Raw genomic sequence first — 17,012 nt, forward strand, 5'->3', positions numbered from 1 at the left:
GCCGTGGACATCGACAGAGTGCACCCGGACTTGCGGACAGCGACGCAGAAACTCCCGGTTCCCGACGCATCCAAGAAGCTGGTGCGCATCGCGATCCGGCTGGCGACCCGGGTCATGCCCGTGCCCCGAACGGAATCCGTCACCGTCACGACCGTGACATCCGGCGGTGTGCGGTTGCGGATCTACCGTCCGGACACTCGCCTCGACGAGGGCGGGCTGCTCTGGATCCACGGCGGCGGCCTGCTCTTCGGCGACGCCCGTCAGGACGAAGCCCTCTGCGCGCAGACCGCCCGCGATCTGGGTATCGCGGTCGTCTCGGCCAATTACCGGTTCGCTCCCGAGCACCCTTTTCCCGCCGCGCACAACGACGTCCACGCCGCCTGGCAGTGGATGCTCACGCACGGAGCGGAGCTCGGCGTCGACCCGGCTCGACTCGTCGTGGGTGGGGAAAGCGCCGGTGCCGGGCTCGCCGCGGCCCTCGTGCAACGGTTGCACGACGAAGGCAAGGTTCAGCCGGTCGCGCAGTGGCTATTCGCTCCCATGCTCGACGACCGCACCGCCGACGACGACACTCTCGACAGCGCCGACCACTGGGTGTGGAACAACCGCGCCAACCGCGCCGGATGGAGCGGCTACCTGGGCGACACATTCGCACAGGACGATCTCGCGCCGTACGCCGCGGCCGCGCGACGCACCGACCTGTCCGGCCTGCCGCCGGCCTTCATCGCGGTCGGTGACATCGAGTTGTTCTATGCCGAAGACCGGGACTACGCCGACCGGCTTGAACAGGCCGGGGTTCCGGTGGAACTCGACATCATTGCGGGTGCACCGCACGGTTTCGAGAATTGGGCACGCGACACCGAACCCGCGAAGGCACTCATCCGCCGGGCCCACGCCTGGCTTCGGGCGGCGTTCGCCAACGTTCCGGTGTAAGCGCGGCCGCTGAGGCCTGTCGGCACCGCTCATCGGAGGATGGGATCGGGGTCTCGACGCGTCCAAAAGTCCCGAAGTGGGGGCTGGCGGACTCAGATTGTTCTACTAACATTACAAACATGTTGTTTCGAGTGGACCAGGCGTCGACGGTGTCGATCGCCGAGCAGTTGGCCGTGCAGGTGCGCGCGGCGGTCGCCGATGGCACGCTCGCTCCGGGCACCCGGCTGCCGCCGGCCCGGGAGCTGGCCAGCGCCCTCGACATCAATATGCACACCGTGCTGCGCGCCTACGCGCAGCTGCGCGACGACGGGATCCTGGAGATGCGCCAGGGCCGTGGGGCGTCGGTGCGGGCGGATGCCGGCGCCGGCACGGTGCGCCTGGTAGAGCTGGCCGACGCACTGCTCGCCGAGGCGCGCAAACTCGGTGTTGCCCTGCCCGAAGTACTGACCCTGATCCAAACGAGAGGCTGAGCCATGCCAGACGAGACCACCAACGAGGCCCTGCCGTCGCTCGACCCTCACGCCACCGGGCGGGACCGCCTCGCGGTCGGCTTGCTGTGGCTGCCGGTACTTGTCGTCGCGGGAACGGCCATGCTCTGGTATGACCAGCTTCCGGCCAGATTGCCGCAGCAGTGGGATGCGACCGGGGTCACCACCACCGCGCCGACAGAGGTGTTCCTGGCCATCACCGGCGGGATCGCGCTGCTCAGTGCGTTGGCAGGGCTGGCCGCTCTCGCACGCGGCACCGCCGACATCCGTCGCACCCTGCTGTTGATCGCCGGCTGCGCCGCGGGGCTGAGCACGGGCATCTGGCTGGTCTCGGCCGGGCTGGTAATCGCCACCGGAACGCCGGAACCGGCCGCGGGCGGCTGGCCGTTGCTCGCCGTTCTGCTCGGCGCCTTCGGGCTGATCCCGTTCGCGCTCTCCCCGCGCCGGCCGATCGGGCAGGTGCCGCACTCCCCCGCGTCGGTGCCGTTGGCCGCGAGCGAGACCGGTGCCTGGTTCACCACCGTGAACGTGCCGATGTTCCTCTGGCTGGCCGGCATCCTGGGCCTGGCCACGGTTGCGATCGCGGTGCTCAGCGTGGTGCTCGGCGGTCCCGGATCCGGCGGCGCAGTGACGGTGGGGCTAGTGACGCTGTGCTGCCTGGCCTTCGGCCGGCTGCGGGTGAGCGTCGACCGGCGCGGACTGCGCGTGGTGTCGGCGCTGCTGGGAGTGCCGCTGCGGTACCTGCGTCTCGACCAGATCGTGTCGGCCCGCGCCCAGACCATCGTGCCGATGGAGTGGGGCGGCTGGGGCTACCGGATCCTGCCCGGCCGCTCGGCCATCGTGGTGGCCGGCGGGCCCGGCATCGTGGTGGAGCGCACCAACGGCACCCTGTTCGCGGTGACCGTGCCCGAGCCGGAGCTGCCGGCCGCGTTGCTCAGCACGCTCGCCGCGCGGTAAGAGGGCTGGAGAAGACCCGCTCGGCGCCGGCCGCCTTGAGATCGGCGGCGGCAGACACGAACCGTCATCTCCGCGCGGGGTCGGGGGCCGCTGACCTAGTGTCCTTGCATGACCACGCTCACCTCCTCCCCCGTTGCCCCTGTCGACTACGCCAGCCTGGCCGCACGATTCCGACCGATCTTCGCTCGGATCGCCGCCGGCGCATCCGCTCGGGAACAGGATCACCAGCTGCCCTACGAGCAGATCACGGAACTCACGAGCGCCGGTTTCGGTGCCCTGCGGGTGCCTGTCGCCGACGGCGGCCTGGGCGCGACCCTGCCGCAGCTGTTTCGGCTGCTCACCGAACTCGCCGCGGCGGACTCGAACATTCCGCAGGCGCTGCGCGGGCATTTCGCCTTCGTCGAAGACCGCCTCGTGGCCTCCGGTGCCCAGCGCGACGTGTGGCTGGCCCGGTTCGTGAACGGGGAGATCGTGGGTAATTCCTGGACCGAGGTGGGCACCGTCACCATCGGTGACGTCATCACCCGGGTGCGCCCGGCGGTCAGTGGCGCGCCCGGTGACCTGGTGGTGAACGGTACCAAGTACTACTCCACCGGCAGCATCTTCGCGGACTGGATCGACACCTTCGCCCAAGTCGACGATACCGGCAAGAACGTGATCGCCGTGGTGAACGCACACCAGCCCGGCGTCACGCACAGCGACGACTGGGATGGCTTCGGCCAGCGCACCACCGGCAGCGGCACCAGCACGTTCGTGGATGCCGTTGTGGCGGAAGAGAACGTGATCGACTTCGATACCCGGTTCAAGTACCAGACGGCGTTCTACCAGGCGGTGCTGCTGTCGGTTCTGGCCGGAACGATCAAAGCCGCCGAGCGGGACATTGCGGCCGAAGTGAAGGCACGCACGCGGATCTTCTCGCACGGCAACACCCAATCCTTCGCGAGCGACCCCCAGATTCTGCAGGTGGTCGGCGAGGTTTCCGCGCAGGCGTTCGCGGCCGAGGCGAATGTTGAGAAGGCCGCCTGGGCACTGCAGGGAGCCTACGAGAGCGCGTTCCTTGGCGACTTGACCGAAGAGGAACGGCTCAACGACCTGGCCGAGTTGGCGACGGCGCAAGCCCAGGTGGTGCTGGTGGCGCTGGCCACCCGAGCCACCTCCGACATCTTCGACGCTCTGGCTGCGTCGGGGGTGTCGACCTCGAAGAACCTCGACCGGCACTGGCGCAATGCCCGCACCGCGGCCAGCCACAACCCGTGGGTGTTCAAGGCTCGCATCGTGGGCGACTATGCCGTGAACGGCACACAGCCCAACCGGATCTGGTCCATCGGGGCGGCATCGCTTAACCGGAGCGAGTAACGGGGTTGTGCTCGGTCCCGGTCAGCCGGTGACCGGGGCGAACCTGGCGATTGCGGCCGGCGTCACGGGCGTGAACGGGTTCACCTGGGTGCCGTCGGGATCGCGCACCAGCTGGGAGCGGTTGCCGGCGGGGCGGGCGGAGCCGGGCCCGAAGACGGCGACAGTGCGGTTGGGTGCCATTCTGTGTACGCAGCTCCACGAGCTCGGCGTTGGGCTAGTCGGCCTTACTGAGGCGCAGAGCGCCAGCGCTGGATCAGCTTGCGTCGGCTTGGAGTGCGCTCAGGACCGCCTCGCCGTAACGCGCGACAATCTTGTTCGTCGTGTCATGCCCGGCCATGATGGAGGATTCGCTCAGCTCCTGTCTGGCTGATTTTATGAACCAGACATGTCCCTGATTGCAGGCAATCAGAATTTCATCGTCAGACGCGAAAATGCTCAGGTCGCCATCGTCCTCGTTGTGTTTCATATAGCTCATGATTTTTCCCTATGTCTGGTTTATCGGCCGAAGGCGGAGGGGTACTTGCTCACGGCCTGTTCGTATGAACTCTTCGATGCAGTCGCCCGCAATACAGCGAACTTAACATTTGCGGCCTGCGCATCTTGTGTGGCGGCCGCCGCCGTCTTCTTTGCTTCGTCGACGCCCCTGACGCCAAACCAGTAGCCCAAAATAAGGGTAAGAAACGGAACAACCACAGCGAGAGTTTCCTTAGCGTGTGCATATGGATCAGTCACCAGCCCGGTCCCGTCGTTCTTAGTGGGCTGCGTGCCTAGCTCCAGATTGACGATGAGGAGCCACCAGACAAATATGGCGATGATGACCGCCGTAACAACCCAGCGGCCCCAATCGCCGACCCCAGTTTTCTGCGGCATTTCATGTCTCCTCTGCAAATCGGTGTTCCGTGGATAGCAGGTGGAATGCATGGCTAGATGCCGGAGACAATATCGCCGACTCTTCGCCGAGGGAAGTGGCTCCTGCGTCATGAGCCGAATTGGACCTTCGGGCCGCATTCGAACCGGTAGCCAGCAGCAGCCTCACGCCCTGGCCCGCCACCCACTACACCCGCCGGTCAGCCAGCGACCTGGGCGAACTTAGCGATCGCGGCGGCCGTCACCGGCGTGAAGAGGTTCACCAGGGTGCCGTCCGGATCGCGCACCAGCTGGGAGCGGTTGCCCCACGGCAGGTCCCGCGGTTCACCGATCAGCTCGATACCGAGGGCGGCGAGCGCGGCGCTGAGCGCATCCACATCGGCCACCAGAAACTCGACGATGGCCGAGTGGTTGTCAGCCGGGCGGGCGGAACCGGGCCCGAAGACGGCAACCGTGCGGGTGCTGCCGATGGCCAGGGTGCCGTTCGGTGTGCGCAGTTCCGCGAACTCGGGGTTCGGCCGGTCGGCGGTGAGGCCGGTGATCGTTTCGTAGAACGTGACGAGCCGGTCGACGTCATCGGTGATCAGGCGGAGGGAGACGAGGTTCATGGGGGCTGCTCTTTCGGGTGAAGGCGCGCGGAGCATCCGCGACTCTCACCATGCTGTCGGGCGGGAGCGACAGCCCTATGTCGGTGTTTCTGAGTTCTTTTTGTTAGAGCAGCGTGAGGGTTAGCAGGTCCCCGTCGGGCACCTGGATCTCGTCTTGCCGCACGCTGCGCCGCGGGGCCCGCTCGGCGGTGGCCGTGACCTGGTCGATGCGGTCGAGCTTGAACACGCGGATGCCCGCGCGCAGCCGGCACCAGCCGAGCAGGTACCAGCCGGTGGTGGAGCCAACGTACCCAAGCGGCTCGACATCCCGCAGGGTGCTGGCGCCCGTGCGGTCGGTGTAGCGCAGCCGGAGAACGTGGCGGGCCGTGACGGCCTGGGTGAGCACGGCCGGAATCGGCGGCGCCTCGGGGCTGGCGCCGACAAAGTGGATGCGGGCCGCCAGCTCGGTCGCGTTGTGCGCGTCGGTCTCGTGCATGGCCACCAGCAGCTTGCGCAGCGCGGTGTTGCCGGCCTGGTGGAACGGCGTGCCGGCCAGGCCGCGCAGCGCCACCGCGAGCGCCACGGCTTCGTCGGGGCTGAAGTTCACCGGCGGCAGGGTCATCGCCGCGTCGAGGCAGTAACCGCCGGTTCGCCCGGGTTCCGCCCACACCGGCACGCCGGTCTGCTGGAGTGCGCTGATGTCGCGTTCCACGGTGCGGGCGCTCACCTCGAACCGGCCGGCCAGCCAGGCGGCGCTGCGGGGTCGCGGTGCGATCGCGCGCAGTTCTTCCACGATCCCGTACATGCGGTCGGTGCGATTCATTTGCTTTGACGATACGGGCATTCCGGGTCTCGACAAGCTCGACCAGCGGCAGGGCGGGCTCGACCAGCGGCAGGGCGGGCTCGGCGCCCTAGCGCAGCGGCCGGAGGAACTCGCGGAGGTCCGCGGCAAGCGCGTCGGGCTCCTCGTGCGGCGCGAAGTGCCCGCCCCGCGCCATCTGGGTGTACCGCACCACGTTGTAGGTTCTCTCGGCCCAGCTGCGCGGCGGCTGTCCGAGATCGTGCGGGAACATTGCCACCGCGGTCGGCACATCCACTCGCTGCACCCGGGTGGTGAGGCCGGCGGCGAACTCCCAGTAGGGCCGGAACGAGGTGGCGATGGAGTTGGTGAACCAGTACAGCGACGCCTGGGTGAGCAGGAAGTCGTCGCTGAACCGGGTCGACAGGTCGCCGTCGCAGTCGCTCCAGGCCCGGTACTTCTCCACGATCCAGGCCAGCAGGCCGGCGGGCGAATCGGCCAGCGCCGGAGCCAGGGTGAGAGGGCGGGTCTGCTGCTGGTGCTGGTAGCCGCCCTCCTCGGCCACCCAGGTCTGCACCGCGGCCAGGTAAACCTGCTCGTCGCCGGTGAGGGTGGCCGGGTCGACCTGCACCGGCGCGGCCACGGCGAGCAGGTGGATGCCCACCACCGCATCGGGATGCGCCTGGGCCAGGCGTGAGGTGATGCCGGCGCCCAGATCGCCGCCGTGCGCGGCGTAGCGGGTGAAGCCGAGCTCGTCGGTCATGAGCTGGTGCCAGAGTTCGTGGGTCTGCTCGGCATGGCTGGGGCGCTGCGGGGAGAACGGGAACCCGGGCAGGGCGGGCACGATGACGGTGAACGCGTCGGCCGCGTCGCCGCCGTACCGGGTGGGTGTGGCCAGCCGACGAGCGAGTTCGACGAGCTCGATGGCGGTGCTGGGCCAGCCGTTGGTGAGGATGAGCGGCAGCGCGCCCGGGGTCTCGGCGTTGAACCGCAGGTAGCTCAGCGGGGTGCCGTCGAGGGTGGCCTGGTGCCAGGGCAGGTCGTTGAGGAGGGCCTGCTGGGCGGCCCAGTCGAAGCCGTCGGCCCAGTAGGCGGCCAACCGCCGAAGTTCCCGGGGGTCGGTGCCCGTGGCCCACCCCGGCGTGGGCCAGTCCGGTGACCAGCGGGTGCGCCGCAGCCGATCGCGGAGGTCATCAACGTCGGCCTGGGGAACATCGAGCGGCACAGCAGAGGTCATCAAGCCAGTCTGGGCCCTGCGAGCGGTGCCCCGGGGCCGGGCGCACGAACGTTTATGAGGAGAAAGTGAGTTTAGGAGGACCCTGTGCGATATTCCGTCCTCACAAACTCACTTTGTCCTCATAAACGTGCGCTTGCCTCCCTGGCCGATCCAGCCCATCTCATCGCCCGAGGACTGCGGGGTCTCGACGAGCTTGAGCGGCGCGGCGGGCGCATCCGCTGACCGGGCGTTACTCTCAGACGAAGCCGGTTGTCGGCGATCAGCGCACACGTGGGGTGGACGAATGCACACGACGGAGTACAGCACGACGAGCCTGCAGACCGCAGCGCTCACCGAGCGGGTGAAGCGCAGGGACGTGCGGGAGTTCTACCGAGCGTTCGCCGCTCGATATCCAACGGTGCGAAACCGGTACCTCCGGGTGCAGCGGGTTGTCATGTTCATCGGTGGCAGTGTGACGCTCCTCGGCGCGCTTCTCATGGCCTTGGGCTCGATCCGTGAGATTTACGTCGGCGGGCTCAACGGTGACGGAGATCTCGTGCCCATGGCCCTCAACGGCGTGTGGATGCTCGGCCTCGGCATTCTGTTCACGTGGTCCTTCAGGCGCCTGTCGACGCGTCGGGGCACACCGAGCAGGCACTACCGGCTCGCCCGGTTCGCGGCCGACAATGGCCTGAGTTACGAGCCCGGGCCGGTCATCGTGAAACATGTGAAACCCTGGGCGGACCGCGGCGTCCTCAGGCTCACCCGAGTGATGCGGCCCGTCTCGCAGCGCTCGATCGAATTCGCCAACTACGAGTTGCGAGCTGGAGCGGCCGGCACCGGCGGTGCCCGGTTCGGCGGTTTCTGCGCGGTTCGGTTGGCGACCCGCCTGCCGCACATCCTGCTGCGCGCCCAGGACGGCCCGGCCGACCAATTCACGCTGGCGGCGCTGCCCGACCGCGCCCAGCGGCTCTCCCTCGAGGGCGACTTCGACGACCACTTCACCCTGTACTGCCCCGAAGAGTACGAGCGGGATGCGCTGTACCTCTTCACCCCGGATGTGATGGCGCGCCTGATCGACCGTGTGCACGGGTTCGATGTCGAGATCATCGACGACTGGCTGTTCTTCGTAAGCAGCCGAGACGTGGTCACTCTCGACCCGCGCGCTTGGCAGGGACTCTACGACGCGGTGGCCGCTCTGAGCGACAAGATCGATCGGTGGGAGCGGTGGCGAGATGACCGGCTGCCGTCGGTGCCGAGGGTGGCAGCCAGTGCCGATGCTGTTGCCGAGAACGCCGCCGGTCTGATCGCTCGCGGAGTGAAGCCCCCCGCGGCCGGTTCGCGGCGGGTGGCCAAGTCCGGCCGGCGGCTGAGGATGCGCCTCGGGGCCGGTGAACTCCTCGGGATGATCGCATTCGGATTGCTGATGATCGGCGCCGTAGTGACAATCTTCTACTCGCTCTGATCCCCACCTCGGCGGGCGGGGTGGGCATGGCTTCGACTCTGCCCCCAGTTGCGGGTACATTTTTTGGCCGCCGTGGCTCTGTCTCGCGGCCGTCGGTGTCGGCCCTCGCGCCAGTGTCGGGGGTGGCGGGTAGGCTCGGCCATCTTGGCGGCGCAGCCACCCGGGCGCGCCCAGCCAGCCGACTAGCGAGGTCACGCAGATGCGCATCCCCAGTTCCCGAGGCCCGGTCAGCAGTGCCCTGCTCGAGCTCCTCGACACCTCCCCCACCGACACCCCCACCGACCTCGCCGCAACCCTGCGCGAGCGCACCGCCGCCGCGCTGCGCGACACCAGTGATGTGGTGCAGGACGACGACCTGCAGACCGCTTTGTTCACCGCCTACGAGCTGCGCTACAGCGGCCTACAGGGTGTGGACGACGACTGGGAGTGGCACCCGGAGGTGCTCGCACTGTGCGCGGCGATCGAAGCGCCGTTTGAGCGGGCGCTGCGGGAGCGCGCATCCGTGCCCGAGCTGCCCGCGCCGGGTGTGGAGAGTGTGGCGGCGGCCCTGTTTGAGCTGACCGGCGCCGACAGCGGGCCGAGTGTGTCGCGCTACCTGGCCAAGAAGGCCACCGACGAGCAGGCGCGGGAGTTTCTCATCCTGCGCTCGATCTACCAGCTCAAGGAGGCCGACCCGCACACCTGGGCCATCCCGCGCCTGCGCCGGCACGCCAAGGCCGCGCTGGTGGAGATTCAGGCCGATGAGTACGGCGGCGGCCGGTTCGACCGCATGCACGCCGAGCTGTTCGCGCGCACGATGCGCGGTGTGGGCCTGGACGCCACGAACGGCCACTATGTGGACATGGTGCCGGCGATCACGCTGGCGTCGAGCAACATGATGACCATGTTCGGCACCCATCGCCGGCTGCGCGGCGCCATCGCCGGGCACCTCGCCGCGTTCGAGATGACGTCGTCGCTGCCCAACCGGTTCTACGGCAACGGGTTCAGGCGCCTGGGCTATGACAAGGACGTCACCTTCTACTTCGACGAGCACGTTGAAGCGGATGCGGTGCACGAGCAGATCGCCGCCCGCGACCTGGCCGGGTCGCTGGCCACCGACGAACCCACGCTGCTCGAGGACGTGTTCTTCGGCGCCGCGGCCGGGCTTTACGTGGACGGCCTGGCCGGCGCCCAGCAGATCGACGCCTGGACCGCCGGCACCTCGGCGTTGCGCACGGCGGAGACCGTGAGCGTGCCGGCATGACCGGGCCCGACCAGCCCGCCACCCGGTGGGACGACCAGTGGGAAGACCAGCCCGCGGGGACCGCAGACGAGCCGGTGAGCATCACCGCGTACCCGAACGGTCCGCTGCTGGTGCGCGGTCCGTTCGAGATCCTCACCCCCACGGGCGAGGTCATCCCGCCGCGCCGGAGGACCGTGGCGCTCTGCCGCTGCGGGGTCTCCACCCTGAAACCGTTCTGCGACGGCAGCCACAAGGCCATCGGGTTCACGACCGAGCAGGAACCGCCGGAGCCGCAGCCGCCGCTGGGCTCGTAGGCAGCCGGGTCGGCGACCGCGTGCACGGGGTTCGGGGTCGGTTGCCCGGCCGGAAGTGGACCTGCTTGCGGGCGTACAAGTGGCCCTCGGCACGCGTCTCGATTGCTGGGACCGTTGTCGTTACCGCAGTGCGCGCCTGCCGCAGCCCCGGGTGGGCGGTGCCCCGTCATTGTTCCCGAGAAGGAAACCCATGTCCTCGACCGATCCGCACTCCGCCCCGACCGACTTCGACTTCATCATCGGCGACTGGACGGTTCAGCACGAACGCTTGGACGGGATCTTCGCCGGCGCGAACACCTGGACGGCGTTCGACGGGCTCTCCTCCACGCGCACGATCCTGGGCGGCTACGGCAACCTCGAGGACAACCTGCTCCAGCATCCGTCGGGTGACTTTCACGCGGCGGCGCTGCGCTCCTACTCCGCCGCGGATGACGTGTGGTCGATCTGGTGGCTGGACGGCCGCAACCCGACCCAGCTCGACACACCGGTGCGGGGTTCCTTCCGAGCCGGCATCGGCACCTTCGTGGCGAGCGATGTGCTGGATGGTGTTCCCATCCGGGTGCGGTTCATCTGGGACGCCACCGGTGCGCATCCGACCTGGCAGCAGGCGTTCTCGAACGACGACGGGTCGACCTGGGAGACGAACTGGCGGATGACGTTCACGCGGGCGTGACCGCAGACGACAGTACGTCGACCTTGCTCACAGTGCGACGGAGGTTCTGGTCGTGGATCTTGACGATCGTCATCCTCGACGCGAGTGTGGGGTCATGTCACTTGACGAAGAATTACTCGACGGCATGCTGGTCGCCCTTCCCGGCGTCGGGCGGGATGATCTGACTGTTCTGACCGAAGGTGGGCTGCCGTCGGCGTTCCCCACCACCGAGTTCGCCTCGGCAGCGGTGGCTGCGGCCGGGCTCGCGGCGGCACGGTTCGCCGGCGCGGGCGCGGTGACCGTGGACCGTCGGCTCGCCTCAGCCTGGTTCGGCTGGTCCATTCATCCGATTGGGTGGGACCTGCCGACGGTGTGGGACGCGATCGCGGGAGACTACGTCACCCGCGACGGATGGCTGCGGTTGCACACCAACGCACCGCATCACCGGGCCGCCGCGCTCCGGGTGCTCGGCACCGCCAACGAGCGTGACGAGGTAGCGGCAGCTGTAGCCGCCTGGACCGGCGACGACCTCGAGCGCGCGGTCGTGGCCGCCGGCGGCTGCGCAGCCGCGATGCGCTCACCCGAGGAATGGTGCGACAGCCCGCAGGGGCGCGCCGTCGCCGCGGAACCCCTCATCGCCTGGGAGAACCTCGTGGTGCAGCCGGAGCCACGACCTGGCGCGCCCAGCCGACCGCTCGCGGGAGTGCGGGTGTTGGATCTCACCCGCGTGCTGGCCGGACCCGTCGCAACCCGGCTCCTCGCCCAGCTGGGTGCGGATGTGCTGCGCATCGACCCGCCGGATTGGGACGAGGGCGTCGTGCCCGAGGTGACGCTCGGCAAGCGCACCACCCGCCTCGACCTGACCCTCGACCGAGACCGCACGGTGTTCAGCGACCTGCTGGCGACCGCAGACGTGCTCGTGCACGGGTATCGGCCCGGAGCCCTCGACGGCTTGGGCTTCGGAGCACACGAGCGACAGCGCATCCGCCCGGGTCTGATCGACGTGGCCCTGGACGCATACGGCTGGAGCGGTCCCCGCCGCGCCGACCGGGGCTTCGACAGCCTCGTGCAGATGAGTACCGGCATCGCCCAGGCCGGAATGGTCGACGGCGGCGCAACCGTGCCCGTGCCTCTGCCCGTGCAGGCGCTCGACCACGCCACCGGGTACCTCGCCGCAGCGGCCGCCCTCACCGCACTGGCGAGTCGACGGGACAACGCCCCGGGCATCACCGCCCGGCTCTCGCTCGCCCGCACCGCGCAGCTTCTGCTGGCGCACCGCGGGGAAGGCAACCACGAACCATTCACGCCTATCGACCCCACGGATTATGCGCCCGGCCTGGAAGCGACGAGTTGGGGTGCGGCGACTCGTCTTCGCTCCCCCGTGCGCATCACCGGGATCGACCTGTCGGCGAGCCCGGCGCACGCTCTCGGCCATGACCAAGCCCGGTGGCTGTAGGCGGCGCACCGGCACCTCCCCGGCCCGGCTACCCGCGTGGGACTGCCTAGATCCAGCCACGCTCCCACGCGGTGGCCGCGGCCTCGGTGCGGGACTCGGCGGCGAGCTTCGCCATCGCGAAGGAGATGTGGTTGCGCACGGTGCCGTGCGCGAGGCCGAGCTGTTTCGCGATGTGCCGGGTGGGCAGTCCCTCCCTGGCCAGCCTGAGCACGTCCACCTCCCGGGCGGTGAGCGGGCTCTCCTCTTCGGTGAGCGCCGCGGTGGCCAAACGCGCGTCGATGTACCGCTCGCCGGCGGCGACCGAACGGATGATCGTGGCCAACTCCGACGCGGGCGTGGACTTGGGCACGAAGCCGCGCACCCGGGTCGCGAGCGCCCGTTTGAGCGTGCCCGGCCGGGCATGCCGGGTGACGATGATCACCTGCGTGTCCACGAGGTGCAATAGCCGCTGGGCGGCGTCGATGCCGTCGAGCCGGGGCATCTCCAGGTCGAGCAGCATGATCGCCGGGCGGTGCGCGATCGCCGCGGCCACCGCCTCCTCGCCGTCGGCGACATCCGCGACGACCTCGAGGTCGGGTTCGAGGGAGAGCAACGCCACGAGGGCCCCGCGGATGAGCTCCTCGTCATCGGCGATCACCACCCGGATCATTGGCCGGCCGCCTGCCGTGTCAGCGGTGTCGACGTGCGCGCGTCCGCGGGAGCTGCGGCGGTTCGGGTGGACGCATCCGCCGTTTCGGTCGCGGCGCCGGGCGCGGGCATCCGCACCACCAGCGTGAACGTGTCGTCGGTGCGGGTGGTCTCGATCGTGCCGTGCTGCGCCGCGACCCGCTGGGCCAGACCGGACAGCCCGGTGCCGCCGCGGCGCACCGCACCGGCGGCGTTGTTGCTCACGGTCAGCCGGTACTCGGCGGCGTCGACGAGCAGGAGCTCGATCGTGGCGTGGGTGGCCGTGCTGTGCCGCAGCACATTGGTGGCGGCCTCCCGAATGGCGACCGCGAACACGGCGCCGACCGCGGTGGGCATGCCCGGGGTCTCGATGTGCGCCTCGCAGCGGATGCCTGCCGAGCGCAGCACCGCCGCCGCGTTCCGCACTTCCACGGCCACGGTCACCGTGCGGTAGTCGTTCACCACCGCCCGGGTGTCGTCGAGGGCCGCCTGCGCGATCTTGCGGATGTCGGCGATCTCGCGGGCGGCCTGCTCGGGCCGGGCGGTGAGCAGCCGCTCGGCCAGTTCGGTCTTCAGCGCGATCACCTGCAGGTTGTGGCCCTGGATGTCGTGCAGGTCGGTGGCGAACCGCAGCCGTTCCTTCGCCACGGCGAGCTCGGCGGCGGTCTGGCGGGCGTGCTCGAGTCGCAAGACCACCTGCAACGCCCAGACCGCGCTCAGCGGCATGACCGTGTACAGCGCGAGGGTTCCGAGCACGATCAGGTCGGCCGTGTCATCGGCTCCGACCGGGGCGACGATGGCCGCCGGTGAGGTGAGGAGGCCGATTAGGCCGCCGCCGATGACGGCCGCGTTGGTGCCGAGCACCACCACGCCTTTCCACCAGCCGCGCACCAGGCAGCTGAGCACCCCGCCGGCCAGGGCGAACAGGAACGCCCAGCCCCACCCGGCGAACGGGGTGAGCACGGCCAGCAGCCACACCGCGCCAGCCTGCACGAGCAGGGCGAGCACCAACGGATGCGTGGGCGCGGCCTCCCCCGACCCCCGCAACAGCAGCGGGATCGCGGCGAGCGCGGCGGCCACCGCGCCCAGTGTGAGGAGCGCGAGCAGAATCATCCGTGGGGTCAGGGGCAGGGTGATGCCCAGCAGCAGTTGTACGAAGCCGCCGACGAGCACCACCAACCCCAGCGTCAGCACGGTGGAGCGGCGCATCATCCGCAGGTCGGCGGCCCCGCCGGGCGCGGCCTGCTCAGTGTGCGTCATGGTCTCAGCGTAACGACAGCGCCGCGAGGAAATCCGTGGTGCCCGCCGCGATCTCGGGCGAGAGGGTGTGGTGCAGGTAGTGGTCGCCCGTGAGCGTGATCACCTGGCCGGTGTCGACGCTTGCGGCCTGCTGCTCGTGCAGGGCCACCCAGCCGTCCACGTCGGTGTCGTTCGCCCGCACGAAGAGCAGCACCGGCAGCTGGGCGGGGAACGTGGCGCCGCTGACCGCGGCGAAGTTGGCGGCGGTGTTCGCCATCTCGTTGACCAGTGTGGGAGCCGCCGCGTTCTTGCTGCTGAGCAGCTTCATCTGGCTCACGGTGTGCTCGTCAAAGGGCAGGCCCGCATACGGGTCGGGTGCCAGGGCGGTCAGGGCCCGGGTGATGCCGAGGGTGCTCAGGGCCGCGATCAGGTCGGCCGGGATCGGCTCGTCCGCGCCGGGCTGATCGGGCACGCTGCTGTCGATGCCCACGAACGCGACGAGTTCGTCCGCATACGCGGCACTGTAGGTGAGGGCGTAGATGCCGGCGATGGAGTGGCCCATCAGCACGTACCGATCCACGCCCAGGTGCTGCAACGCCTCGTGCACCTCCCGGGTGATGTTCGCGGCGGTGCGCTCGGTGTCGGTGGGGTCGCTCAGGCCGGTGCCGAACGGTTCAACGGCTACCACCCGGTAGCTGTCGTCGAGTTCGTCGATGAGGGGCTGGAAGTCGAGCCCGGGTGCGGCCGTGCCAAGCCCCGGCAGGAGCACGATGGTCTGGTCGCCGTCGCCGCTGAGCACGACGTTCATCTCCTTGCCGTCCACGGGCACCCGTTGCCCGTAGTCGGTGATCGAGGAGGCCTCGGCGGCCGTGGCGACGACGTTGACCACGGCGGTCGTGGCGACGAGGAGCACCGGAATCGCGACCAGGACCCCGAGGGTGACCAGGGTGATTCGGAGGGGCTTCTTCATGGGGTCTCGTCTCGATTGGCGGGGCGGTAGGGGTCGCTCCGGCGGTGTAAGACCAGCCAATCAAACGAGGGTGGCGGCCGGAAGTGCCCGGGTGTCATCGCCGGCCGTGACAGGTGTCACGAATGGGTGCGACGAGCCCGCGCTGGAGTAGCGTATGAGAATGTCCCGCCCCCGTACCTTCGATGAAGACACCCTTCTCGACGCCGCCGTCGAACTGTTCTGGGTGCACGGGTACAAAGGGGCGTCGCTGACGCACCTCTCCGCCGAGACCGGTGTCACCAACGGCAGCCTCTATCAGGCCTATGGCAGCAAATGGGCGCTCTTCCTCGCCGCCTACCGCCGCTACTGCGCCACGCGCGTCGCGGTCGTCGTCGGGGCCTTCACCGAGGAGCGCGACGGCATCGAGCGCACTGTGAACGCCTACTTCGACGCGATCGTGGACGATTGCCTCGCGCATCCCGACCGGCGCGGCTGCCTCATGCTCAACACCATCTCGGAGCTTGGCACCGACGCCGACATCACTCGCATCAGCGCGGGAACCGTCGACGCGATGGAAGCCGCCGTGGCCGGCGCGCTGGTTCGGGTGACTCCGCCCGCCGCGGACCCCGCCATGATCACGGCCTCGGCGGCCCATGTCGTGGCGCTGTCCCAGGCGCTGATCCAGCTCTCGCGAATGGGCCGCGCGCCCGAGGACCTGCGACGCATCGGCGGTCAGGCTGCCGCATCCACGCAGCGTTTGTTGCAAATCGCCTAAAAACTTGTGCGCATCCGAGGATGTGGAGGGGCCGCTCTACAAAGTACGGTGGACCTATCTAATCGGTAGGAGAGCGTATGTCGGCGGGTCTGATCGTCCTCGGTGAGTTTCTGCGGGCACGCCGCAACGTGTGCCAACCCGAGGATGCCGGCATCTTCCGCGATCCCGGCCGGCGGGTGCCGGGCCTGCGCCGCGACGAGGTCGCGAGACTCGCCGGCATCAGTGCTGAGTACTACCTGCGTCTGGAGAAGGGCCGCGGCGGCCGGCCCTCCGACCAGGTGCTCAACGCGCTCGCACGGGCGCTCGGACTCGACGCCGACTCCCGCCAGTATCTGCTCCGGGTCGCCAGTGGCGAGTTGCCCAGCCCGTTCGATGCCGTCGGCGAGTCGGCCGACCGGATCGCCCGAGTGCTCGGCCACTGGACACACACGCCCGCGTACATCTCCGACAGCAACCGCGACATCGTCGCGGCGAACCCGCTTGCCACGGTGTTCGGCCATGGCGGGCTGTCGGCCGGGTCGAACGTCGTGGTCGACCTGTTCAACGACCGGATGAAGAGCACCCTGGTGGAGTGGGAGGCGATGACCCGCTCCTCCGTGGCCGGCCTCCGGCGCGACGCCGACCCGTTCTCGCCGCGGCTGGCCGAACTCGTCGAACAGCTCTCGGCTGACCCCGACTTCGTGCGGATGTGGGCACGGTACGACGTGTCGGGGCCGGAGGACGCGCACATCCGGATGGTGGTGGAGAACGTGGGCACCATCGAGATCGAGGTGCAGAACTTCGCGGTGCGCAGCATGCCCGGGTACCTGCTCACCGTGCTCGCCGCACCCCCGCAGAGCCTCACGGCCATGGTGTTCTCGAGCCTGGCCGCGTCCCTGGACGCGCCGGGCGGCCAGTCAGCCTGACGGTGGTACTAACAGGGACACGCACGGCGCCGGGCCCCGCCCGTACCGTAAACCTAATTCCTCCCCGAGCCGGGGGGGCCGCTGGGGAGGGGGCGTAATGGGCAGGATCGCAACCCGGCCGCCGCCGCCGACCCCACGGGGGCGCCCTCGCTTCCCTGGCCAAATC

Annotated in this window: 20 protein-coding genes; 11 read left to right on the forward strand and 9 right to left on the reverse strand. The window is 69.3% G+C overall.

The window, feature by feature from the left end; all coding sequences use genetic code 11:
• Positions 1–3 precede the first annotated feature (3 nt).
• The 4 genes from BJQ94_RS13820 to BJQ94_RS13835 all read left to right on the forward strand — a co-directional run bounded on the left by BJQ94_RS13820 (position 4) and on the right by BJQ94_RS13835 (position 3,734).
• On the forward strand, positions 4–933 hold the full coding sequence (locus BJQ94_RS13820) for an alpha/beta hydrolase (RefSeq protein ID WP_265397608.1): 930 nt from the start codon (positions 4–6) through the stop codon (positions 931–933).
• Positions 934–1,052: 119 nt separating this feature from the next.
• Positions 1,053–1,403: a GntR family transcriptional regulator gene (locus BJQ94_RS13825; protein WP_265397609.1), complete on the forward strand. Its 351-nt coding sequence runs from the start codon at positions 1,053–1,055 to the stop codon at positions 1,401–1,403.
• A 3-nt stretch (positions 1,404–1,406) separates the two neighbouring features.
• A complete protein-coding gene (locus tag BJQ94_RS13830; RefSeq protein WP_265397610.1) occupies positions 1,407–2,378 on the forward strand; it encodes a hypothetical protein in 972 nt (323 codons plus the stop codon).
• 108 nt (positions 2,379–2,486) lie between these two features.
• On the forward strand, positions 2,487–3,734 hold the full coding sequence (locus BJQ94_RS13835) for an acyl-CoA dehydrogenase family protein (protein WP_265397611.1): 1,248 nt from the start codon (positions 2,487–2,489) through the stop codon (positions 3,732–3,734).
• A 21-nt stretch (positions 3,735–3,755) separates the two neighbouring features.
• On the opposite strand, the gene BJQ94_RS13840 is transcribed toward BJQ94_RS13835, so the two are convergent.
• From BJQ94_RS13840 to BJQ94_RS13865, 6 genes are all read right to left on the reverse strand, one after another.
• Entirely contained in the window at positions 3,756–3,914 is a 159-nt protein-coding gene (locus BJQ94_RS13840; RefSeq protein WP_265397612.1) for a hypothetical protein, read from the reverse strand.
• Positions 3,915–3,987: 73 nt separating this feature from the next.
• The gene (locus BJQ94_RS13845; RefSeq protein ID WP_265397613.1) at positions 3,988–4,209 is read right to left on the reverse strand and encodes a hypothetical protein; all 222 of its coding nucleotides are present in this window, start codon (positions 4,207–4,209) and stop codon (positions 3,988–3,990) included.
• Between the two features lie 20 nt (positions 4,210–4,229).
• Complete coding sequence (locus BJQ94_RS13850) at positions 4,230–4,604, reverse strand: hypothetical protein (protein ID WP_265397614.1); 375 nt, start codon at positions 4,602–4,604, stop codon at positions 4,230–4,232.
• Between the two features lie 197 nt (positions 4,605–4,801).
• A complete protein-coding gene (locus BJQ94_RS13855) occupies positions 4,802–5,209 on the reverse strand; it encodes a VOC family protein (protein WP_265397615.1) in 408 nt (135 codons plus the stop codon).
• Between the two features lie 103 nt (positions 5,210–5,312).
• Positions 5,313–6,011, reverse strand: a complete 699-nt coding sequence (locus BJQ94_RS13860) for a YafY family protein (RefSeq protein WP_265397616.1) — start codon at positions 6,009–6,011, stop codon at positions 5,313–5,315.
• 88 nt (positions 6,012–6,099) lie between these two features.
• Positions 6,100–7,224, reverse strand: coding sequence for an epoxide hydrolase family protein (locus BJQ94_RS13865; protein ID WP_265397617.1), 1,125 nt, complete (start codon positions 7,222–7,224; stop codon positions 6,100–6,102).
• Positions 7,225–7,507: 283 nt separating this feature from the next.
• On the opposite strand from BJQ94_RS13865, the gene BJQ94_RS13870 reads away from it, so the two are divergent.
• From BJQ94_RS13870 to BJQ94_RS13890, 5 genes are all read left to right on the forward strand, one after another.
• Positions 7,508–8,668: a hypothetical protein gene (locus BJQ94_RS13870; protein WP_265397618.1), complete on the forward strand. Its 1,161-nt coding sequence runs from the start codon at positions 7,508–7,510 to the stop codon at positions 8,666–8,668.
• Positions 8,669–8,867: 199 nt separating this feature from the next.
• Positions 8,868–9,911 (forward strand): iron-containing redox enzyme family protein, encoded by a 1,044-nt coding sequence (locus BJQ94_RS13875; protein WP_265397619.1) that lies wholly within the window; start codon positions 8,868–8,870, stop codon positions 9,909–9,911.
• Complete coding sequence (locus BJQ94_RS13880; RefSeq protein WP_265397620.1) at positions 9,908–10,204, forward strand: CDGSH iron-sulfur domain-containing protein; 297 nt, start codon at positions 9,908–9,910, stop codon at positions 10,202–10,204. Before BJQ94_RS13875 ends, BJQ94_RS13880 begins: the two co-directional genes overlap by 4 nt.
• Before the next feature lie 190 nt (positions 10,205–10,394).
• A complete protein-coding gene (locus BJQ94_RS13885; protein WP_265397621.1) occupies positions 10,395–10,877 on the forward strand; it encodes a hypothetical protein in 483 nt (160 codons plus the stop codon).
• Positions 10,878–10,971: 94 nt separating this feature from the next.
• Entirely contained in the window at positions 10,972–12,312 is a 1,341-nt protein-coding gene (locus BJQ94_RS13890) for a CoA transferase (RefSeq protein WP_265397622.1), read from the forward strand.
• A 46-nt stretch (positions 12,313–12,358) separates the two neighbouring features.
• On the opposite strand, the gene BJQ94_RS13895 is transcribed toward BJQ94_RS13890, so the two are convergent.
• From BJQ94_RS13895 to BJQ94_RS13905, 3 genes are read right to left on the reverse strand one after another with little or no spacing between them, the layout of a single operon-like run.
• A complete protein-coding gene (locus tag BJQ94_RS13895) occupies positions 12,359–12,961 on the reverse strand; it encodes a response regulator transcription factor (protein WP_265397623.1) in 603 nt (200 codons plus the stop codon).
• The gene (locus BJQ94_RS13900; protein WP_265397624.1) at positions 12,958–14,238 is read right to left on the reverse strand and encodes a histidine kinase; all 1,281 of its coding nucleotides are present in this window, start codon (positions 14,236–14,238) and stop codon (positions 12,958–12,960) included. The genes BJQ94_RS13895 and BJQ94_RS13900 overlap by 4 nt, the downstream gene beginning before the upstream one ends.
• A gap of 4 nt (positions 14,239–14,242) precedes the next feature.
• Positions 14,243–15,187 (reverse strand): alpha/beta hydrolase, encoded by a 945-nt coding sequence (locus BJQ94_RS13905; RefSeq protein WP_265397625.1) that lies wholly within the window; start codon positions 15,185–15,187, stop codon positions 14,243–14,245.
• Positions 15,188–15,347: 160 nt separating this feature from the next.
• On the opposite strand from BJQ94_RS13905, the gene BJQ94_RS13910 reads away from it, so the two are divergent.
• Together BJQ94_RS13910 and BJQ94_RS13915 are read left to right on the forward strand one after the other, a co-directional pair.
• On the forward strand, positions 15,348–15,941 hold the full coding sequence (locus BJQ94_RS13910; protein WP_265397626.1) for a TetR/AcrR family transcriptional regulator: 594 nt from the start codon (positions 15,348–15,350) through the stop codon (positions 15,939–15,941).
• 77 nt (positions 15,942–16,018) lie between these two features.
• Positions 16,019–16,846, forward strand: a complete 828-nt coding sequence (locus BJQ94_RS13915) for a helix-turn-helix transcriptional regulator (RefSeq protein WP_265397627.1) — start codon at positions 16,019–16,021, stop codon at positions 16,844–16,846.
• Positions 16,847–17,012: the final 166 nt, after the last annotated feature.

Origin of the sequence: Cryobacterium sp. SO2, assembly GCF_026151165.2 — a bacterium.
GTDB lineage: Bacteria > Actinomycetota > Actinomycetes > Actinomycetales > Microbacteriaceae > Cryobacterium.